Origin of the sequence: Gordonia sp. ALPHA1B1, assembly GCF_005502615.1 — a bacterium.
GTDB lineage: Bacteria > Actinomycetota > Actinomycetes > Mycobacteriales > Mycobacteriaceae > Gordonia > Gordonia hongkongensis.
The window spans coordinates 1-7,912 of record NZ_SCOC01000071.1; the positions used below are offsets into that span (position 1 = coordinate 1).

General features: G+C 72.9%; 4 protein-coding genes. 1 reads left to right on the forward strand and 3 read right to left on the reverse strand.

Annotation, left to right across the window (positions count from 1 at the left end):
* Positions 1 to 227: 227 nt before the first annotated feature.
* Positions 228 to 770, forward strand: coding sequence for a hypothetical protein (locus FFS52_RS23150; protein ID WP_137811049.1), 543 nt, complete (start codon positions 228 to 230; stop codon positions 768 to 770).
* Here FFS52_RS23150 and FFS52_RS23155 read toward each other — a convergent pair.
* From FFS52_RS23155 to FFS52_RS23165, 3 genes are all read right to left on the reverse strand, one after another.
* Complete coding sequence (locus FFS52_RS23155) at positions 751 to 2,256, reverse strand: dynamin family protein (RefSeq protein WP_137811050.1); 1,506 nt, start codon at positions 2,254 to 2,256, stop codon at positions 751 to 753. The genes FFS52_RS23150 and FFS52_RS23155 overlap by 20 nt on opposite strands.
* Positions 2,253 to 4,259 (reverse strand): dynamin family protein, encoded by a 2,007-nt coding sequence (locus FFS52_RS23160; RefSeq protein WP_137811051.1) that lies wholly within the window; start codon positions 4,257 to 4,259, stop codon positions 2,253 to 2,255. The genes FFS52_RS23155 and FFS52_RS23160 overlap by 4 nt, the downstream gene beginning before the upstream one ends.
* 189 nt (positions 4,260 to 4,448) lie before the next feature.
* A complete protein-coding gene (locus FFS52_RS23165) occupies positions 4,449 to 7,775 on the reverse strand; it encodes an IniB N-terminal domain-containing protein (protein WP_137811052.1) in 3,327 nt (1,108 codons plus the stop codon).
* Positions 7,776 to 7,912 lie beyond the last annotated feature (137 nt).

The following is a 7,912-nucleotide window of genomic DNA, read 5'->3' on the forward strand; positions in this document are numbered from 1 at the left end:
TTTTCATGGTGGGCTCCGGTGTGGTGTGGGGGTTGTGTTGGTGACACCACTGACTCTGCCGGGGATGGGTGGTCGGGGGATTCCGCTGACCGGGTGATGGGTGGGGTGAATGGTGCCTCCACCGATCGGGGGACATGCGGTGGTGGTCGCGGGGCGGCTTCGAGAACGATGATCCGAGGTTGCGCCGGTTCGGGGTAGCGGAACGCGCAGGCAACTACCATCGAGGGATGTCGAACGCCGACGGCTCTCCGCCTCCCCGCCCGCGCGTCGCCGTCACGCCGCTGCGCCCGCAGCGGCCGGTCGGACGCTCCCCGGTCACTCGCTATGCGATCCTCGGGTGGTTGGTGTCGGTGGCCCTGGTCGTGGTGACCGTCGGCCTGACGCTGGTGTCGCTGAACGACATTCGGTCCGTCCTGGCCGCCGATCTCGTCCGGACCAATCCGGGCAGCGGGACCGATGCCGCACGCGCCGTGGACATCTCGTTGATGGTGGGCGGGGCGATCGCACTGGTCGTCGTGCTCCTCGGGCTGTACGGGTCCGCGCGACTCTGGGACAGTCGACGGTCCGGCCGGAGCATCCTGACGGTCGGCGCCGTCGTCGCGGTGGCGGGCGCTGTGGCCTTCCATCTCACGGTCAACCCGTCCGCGACAGCACTCTCCGACGCCGGTTTGCCGGTTGTCGCCCAGTGGGTTCCGGCGGCGGCCGCGCTTGTCGCGGTCGTCGCCACCGGAGCGTCCTACACCCGGTCGGTCACGGCATCCCTGCGCTGAAACCCTGGCCGCCGCTCCGGACCGCCTCACCGAGTTGGGCGACGATACCCTCGGCACTACGCACCGCGACCTGACATGCAGACGCCGAGGCCGGCGCGAGGAGCGGGTGGCCGGCACGTGCCCGCCAGGTCCGCGCGGCGTCGATCGCGGCGTCCCGCAGTGTGTGCACGTCGGCGGTCGCGGGCAGTCCGAGGCGGGCCGCGGGATCGATGCCCGACCCGCCGATGAGCCGGGTGATCTCGGCCGTCTGATCAGGGGGGAGGTCAACGCCCCCGGCCCGGATGGTGCCGAGCAGACGCAGCTCGCGGAAACCGTGGACGTCCGCGAGTTCCCGGCGAACCGCGGCCCGGACGTCACGCGCCCCCGCCGACGATGACGCGGCCAGGAGGTGATCCATCGTCACCAGCGCCGAATGGGACTTGAGCTGGTCCGCGCGCTGCCCGAACTGGGTGTCGATGATGGCGCTCAACTCCGAGAGTCCGCTGCGCTCGACGAGTTCGGCGGCCAGCGCCGACGAGGAGCTCGCACCGAACCGGATGAGCGTGACCGCCATTCGGATGCCGAAGGCGCCGAAGCGTTCGGCCAGCGAACGCCGCAGCTCGGCGGGTATGTCGGGCAGGATGTCCGGCCGGGAGAACCGGTCCATCGTCAGCAAGGCCGCCTCGAGGTCGGGTGCCGGGGTCGCGGCCAGCTGTGCCAGCGCGCGGAACTCGACCTCCCGCATGGTGCGGGCGGCCAGTGCCAGCAGTCCCGCCACCGGCACGACCGCCTGGCACAGGCCCGTGCGTTCGAGCTCGCCGGCGAACCGTCCGGCGATCTGGTGCGCGGAGATCATCGCATCCATCCGGCCGGCACCGAGCTCGTCCGCGCGGGAGACGACGCCGATGACACCCAGCGGGCCCGACGATCCGCCGATGGCCGACCCGATGCGGCGCAGCATCGTCGTGTCGGTGGCGGTCAGTGAACGCAACAGGTAGACGACGGCGTCCACGCCGGACTGACCGTCGTCGGGGGTGAGGAGCCGGATTGTCGACGCGGACAACTCCGTCGACAAGGACGCCGTGCCCGGGGTGTCGACGATGGTCGTCGACTGCAGGGCACGCGCGGGCCATTCGACGTCCAGACGGTCGACGCGATCGGCGGTGAGCCGCCCGAAATCGAAGCCCAGTCGACCGTCGATGCGGGTGACCGGGATGCCCACCGCGCGACCGTCGTCGACGTGTGCGGTGACCGACGGCGACCGGCCGTTGCGGTACCAGGTGACGACCCGCGTGCACTCGGTGGCATCGGTGGGGGCGATGTCCTGTCCCACAAGGGCGTTCAGCAGCGTCGACTTGCCAGCTTTGAGCGAACCGGCCAGGGCGACCCGCACCGGTTGGTACAACCGGTGGGCGCACACGTCGAGCTCGGCCTGTGCGTGCGGGTCGTCGGCGAGGGCGGTGCGGGTGGCGTCGAGAAACCCTCGGACGCGGGCGATGTCGGTCATCGGCGCGGGAGCTCCGCAGCGGGTTCCTCCGGGTCGAGATGATCGGCCGCCTTGCGCAGCGCGGCGACCGCGGTGAGCCGGGACTCGAGTTCGGCGACGCGTCCGGATCGCTCCGAATCGGCGAGGGTCGCGGCAGACTGTGCGGCACTGAGGGATTCCGAGATCGAGCGTGCGGTCTGTTCGGCGACCGAGGTGAAGTGATCGCGGAGGACTCGCTGGATGACCCGCAGCCGGTCGCGGGATTCCTTGCCGACCTGGAAGCTGACGTCGTCGGTGAACGCGCGCACCGCGACCTTCGCCTTGGCGCGGCGTTCGAGGACCTTCGCCTCCTTGTCATCCCGGTACGCCTTGGTGCCGAGCAACAGACCGGCGCCGACGGACACCGGGTTGATGAGCGCCATGCCGACCATCGTCGAGATGAGTCCGAACATCAGCACACCGCCGTACGAACCGCGCATGCCGATCAACAGCTTCTGGGCGAGACCGACTCTGCCGCTGTCGAGTTCGGCGAGCTCGGCCACGGAATCGAGCACACCGGTCAGATCGGCGACGTCGATGTCGGGCAGCGAGTTCTGGCCGGCCGCCGCGAAGTGGTCGGCCACCCGCTCGGCGAGCCACACCGATCGCTCATGCGCCCAGACGAAGTTGTCACCGATGACGGCGGCGGTCTGATCGGCCAGCCACTCGCTCAGCTGTTCCCAGTCGACCCCCGGATCGCCCTCGTCGATGGCCCGTTCGGCTTCCCGGGTCACCGCGCGGAGACGGTCCCGCAGGTCGTGGTCGATGTCGGCGGCGAGGTCGGCGATGCCGTCGGCCAGCGTCTGCTGCCACTGAGCGGACTGACGTCGCATGGCCTCCGCGTCGGACTTGGCCTCCCGGAGCGCGCCGACGGCGCGGCCGGCGGTCTCCGGATCGCGCAGGGCGGCGAGTTCGCTGCCCAGGGTGAGCGCGAGATGTTCGCTGACGACGCGCAGATCGGTGGCGACGGTGGTCCGGGTCGCCTGTCGTGCGGTGGACACCACGCGCTCGCGCAGGTACCGGTACAGATCGAGGAACCCGGCCTCGGCGTTGAGTTTCTCGTCGCCGAGCCGCAGCGCGTGGGTGCGCAGCACCGATGAGACGGGCAACAGCGGGATGTCGAGGCCGGCGGTGTGCAGATGGGTGCGGTCGGCGTCGACGACGGCCCGCCAGTGCGGGTACAGGTCGGTCTTCGTGATGAGGCACGCGATGGTCGGGCACAGTCCGGCGACCTGCTGGAGGAAGGACATCTCCGGCGCGGTGAACTCCTGGCTGGCATCCGACACGACGAGTACCGCGTCGGCTGCCGCGACCATGCCCAGAGTCGCTGCGGCATAAGGGTGTCCGTGGCCGCCGACGCCGGGGGTGTCGACGAGGACGAGGCCGTCGGCGAGCAACGGGCCGGGTGCCTCGATCTCGAGCCGGAGCACCTCGCGGCCACCGGCGAGCGGGGAGTCGGGGGTGATACCGGCGATGGCGTCCATCGGCACCGGGATGCGGTTGTCGGCGGCCGGGCCGTCGACGACCAGATGGGCCGACGGTTGCGCGGCATGCGAGATGACCGTCGGCACCGCGGTCGTCTCGTCGTCGCCGACCGAGCACACGTCCAGGTTGAGCAGTGCGTTGACGAACGAGCTCTTGCCCTGTTTCAGCTGACCCACCACGACGATCCGCAGGCGGGGGTCGGTGATCCGGGTGCGCGCGCCGTCGAGGCGACTGACCAGATCGTTACGGCCCGCCTCCCGGGCCACCTCGGACATCGTGGTCAGCAGGTCGCCGATGGTGTTCGGCACCTGCGTCCGTGCCGGGGTCGCCACTGCCGGGGTCGCCGGGGCTGGGGCCGTGGCCGCGGGTGGCCGGGGCGGGGCAGCGGCGTGTGCCGGTGCGGTCGGGGCTGCTGCCTTCCACGTGGGGGCGGGACCAGGTGCGTCCCGATCGGCGGCGTGCCGGCCGACGCGAGGTGGTTCGGCGGGTGGAGTGGTCATGGTGTCCTCACGGTAGCGGTGAGTCGGCCCGTCCGGTCGGCATCGGCGGGGCTTCGCACCCGTTCGGGCGGTGCGTGCGAGCGCGCCGGGAGAAGGCGGGGCCGAACGAGGACCGCCCCGGGGCCGGCCCACGTCCAGGGTTGCTGGAGCGTGGGACGGTCCCGGGGCGGGTTTGCCGACGTGACCCGGTCAGTCGGCGTCGGGTCCGGCGTCCGGGGTGTTGACGCCGATCCCGGTGTCCGTGTCGCCACCGAGGCCACCGGTCAGGCCGCCGGTCAATCCGCCGGTGAGGCCGGCGGTCGTGTCGGCCACGCCGCCGACGGTCGAGTCGACCGCGCCGCCGACGGTGGTGTCGACCGCACCGCCGAGTTCGGCGCCGGTGTCGGTCACGCCGCCCAGGTCCAGGCCGCCGTCCGCGCCGGCACCGCCGCCGGCGTCGACGCCACCACCGACCACCGCGCCGCCGGTCAGACCACCGGTCACCCCACCGACGATGTCGGTGGTCGTGTCGAGGGTGCCGCCGACCCCGGTCTCGAGTGAGCCCGCGGCGTCGCCGACCACGTCCACTGCGCCGCCGGCCGTGCCGGAGATCGCGGTGGTCAGTTCGGAGGTGACCTCCGCGGGCAGCTCGGTGTCGAGCGCACCGCCCAGGCCGAGGTCGCCGCCCAGACCGAGATCCCCACCGAGGCCTCCGCCCACGCCTGCGCCGGCGCCGAGAGCACCGTCGAGAACCGGACCGGCGGTGGCGCCCAGATCGGCCTCGCCGCTCCCGGCGCCCAGGCCGGCGAGTCCGGTCTCGAGGGTCCCCTCCAGGCCGCCCTGCAGAGTGCTGTCCAGCCCGGCGACCAAGTCCGTGCCGGTCTCGGCGACGGTGCCCAGGCCGGCCAGTGTGCCCGCGCCCAGGTTGCCGGTGAGGCTGTCGACCACTGTGCCGCCGAGGGTTTCGGTGACCAGGAGCGGTCCGCCCACGGTGATGGTGCCCTCGGGGGAGAGGATGAGGCTCGGGTTGACGATCGCCTCGAGTTCGCCGGTCAGTGCCCCGCCCAGGCCACCCGTCGCCTCCAGGGTCGAGTCCAGGGTCGCGACGAGGCCGTCGGTGGCCGACAGATCCACGTCGAGTGCGGAGCTGAGAACGGTGCTGAGGGCTGCCGGGAGTTCGGCCCCGCCGGCCAGTTGGCCGGCCAGCGAACCACCCAGCTCACCGCTCAGTGCGGTCCCGAGGACGGCGCCGAGGGACGCGCCGAGGTCGGCACCCACATCCCCGCCCGCAGCCAGCACGGCCTCGAGGGTTCCGCCGAGGTCGGCGGCGGTCTCGGTCACCAGGCCCAGTCCCGCGCCGGCGTCGAGTGCGGCGTCCAGCGCCCCGCCCAGCTGTGTGATGAGGGCGCCGTCGACGCCGAGTGCACCGCCGAGGTCCGCGGCCAGCAGTTCGCCGACGTTCAGGCCGGCACCGGCGGCGGCGTCGAGGATGCCCTCGATACCTGCGGCCGCACCCAGCACGCCGCCCAGGGTGGCGCCGAGCTCGCCCGCGAGCTCACCGCCGCCACCGACGATCGCGCCGAGTTGCGCGGCCAGGTCGGTGGCCAGTCCGCCCTCGAGCAGGCCGCTCAGGTCGGCGCCGAGGACGCCGCCCAGTTCGAGGGCGCCACCCAGGGCGGCCCCCAGGTCGGCGCCTGCAGCCGCGCCGAGGACACCGGTGAGCACGGTGCTCAGCGCGGTGTCGAGGCCGGCGCCGGCCGACAACAGTCCGTTGAGCGCGGCTCCGAGTTCGGTGCCGAGGCCGCCCACGACCCCGAGGCCGCCGCCGAGAGCGCCCTCGACCGCGCCACCGAGACCCGCGCCCAGTCCGGCACCGAGTCCCAGTCCCGCTTCGAGTGCGCCGCCGACACCGGCTCCGAAAGCATCGCCGAGACCGAGACCGGTTTCGAGGGCACCGCCGAGTCCGGCAGTCAGATCGGCGGCCAGGCCACCTTCGAGGGCTGCGGCCAGCGTGCCGCCCAGGGCCGCACCGAGACCGGCGGCGGCTTCGCCACCGACTTCGAGGCCGGCGGCCAGAGCGCCGGCGAGAGTCGTGCTGAGATCGCCGCCGGCTTGGAGCAGCGCCTCGACGTCGACGATCCCGCCGGCTTCGAGGACGGATTCGAGCGCCGCGGCGAGTCCGGCCTGAGCGCCGCCGCCGACACCGAGGACGGCGGTCAGGGCGCCACCGAGGACGGCGTTCGCGCCGGCCGCGCCGGTCAGGACCAGTCCGCCGGTCGCCGCGGCCGTCGACGTCAGGGCCACACCGAGTGCGGTGCCGACGGAGGCGGCAGCGGTGCCGCCCGCGGCCAGGGTCGAGCTGAGAGCGCCGCTGAGGGTGGCGCCGAGTTCGCCGGACAGGTCGGCGATGGCCTGCGCGTCGAGCAGACCCGACAGCGTCGCCGAGAGGTCACCCGCGACATCGAGAGTGGAGGTCAGCGCGGCGGTCAGATCGCCGGACAGTTCGGCGCCGAGACCGAGCGCGCCGGTGAGTACCGCCGAGAGCGCGCCGCCCGCACCGAGACCGGCACCGAGCGCGGCCGCGAGGTCGGCGCCGAGTGCGCCGCCCGCGCCGATCGTGGCGCCGAGCAGACCGCCCAGCGTCGCGCCGAACGAGCCGGCGAGTTCGCCACCCAGTTCGAGCGCCGCCGACAGCTGCGCGGCGAGACCGCCCCCGAGTCCGAGCCCGAGGTCGGCGCCTGCGGCGAGGAGTGCGTCGAGCGAAGCCCCGAGCTGGGCGACGAGGGCGCCCTCGGCGCCGATCGCGCCGGCCAGCGTCCCGGCGATGACCGGTCCGATGCCTGCGGCGAGCTCGAGGCCACCGTCGACGACCGTCTCGAGCGCGGCTCCCAGCGCGGCACCGAACTGCGCGGCGATCGCGCCGCCGGCGCCCAGGCCCGCGGACAGCGCCGCGCCCAGGGCGACGGCCAGCTGGCCCGCGAGGTCGAGATCTCCGAATGCGATACCGCCGAGGTCGAGATCGGCCAGGGACAGACCCGAGAGGTCGATGTCGCCCAGCCCGATGCCGCCGAGGAGACCGCCGAAGTCGATGTCGCCCAGGTCGATTCCGCCCAGGTCGAGTCCACCCACTTCGAGTCCACCGAGGTCGACGTCGCCCAGTTCGAACCCACCGATGCCGCCGAGGTTCACGTCACCGAGGTTCACGTCTCCGCCGCCGACGTTGATGTCGCCGAACTCCAGGCCGCCCAGGCCGACTCCGACGCCACCGCCGCCGATCACGCCGCCACCGACCGCGCCGCCGCCGATCACGCCGCCGCCGACCGCCCCACCGCCGGCACCGATGATCGCACCGAGGCCGCCGCCCGCGGCCAGACCGCCTCCGGCGACCAGCGGGGCGGCTGCGGAGATGTCGGCGGGGGTGACGCCGGTGAGTCCGGCGCGATCGATCGCGGCCTGGGGGTTGCCGCAGTAGGCGTTGAAGGATTCCTCGTCGCGAAGCAGACCGAGGATGAAGTCGAGTACCGCGTTGGTCGCCATGGCGTCGTTCCTTGCGTCGGGGAGATCGCAGTTCGATCCCGTGTCGAGTTCGACCGTATGGACTTCGGGGCCCGACGACATCGGGGTAAATCCCCAGTCCTGCCGACGACCGGGGGGTGGGTCATGACCCCAGGGGG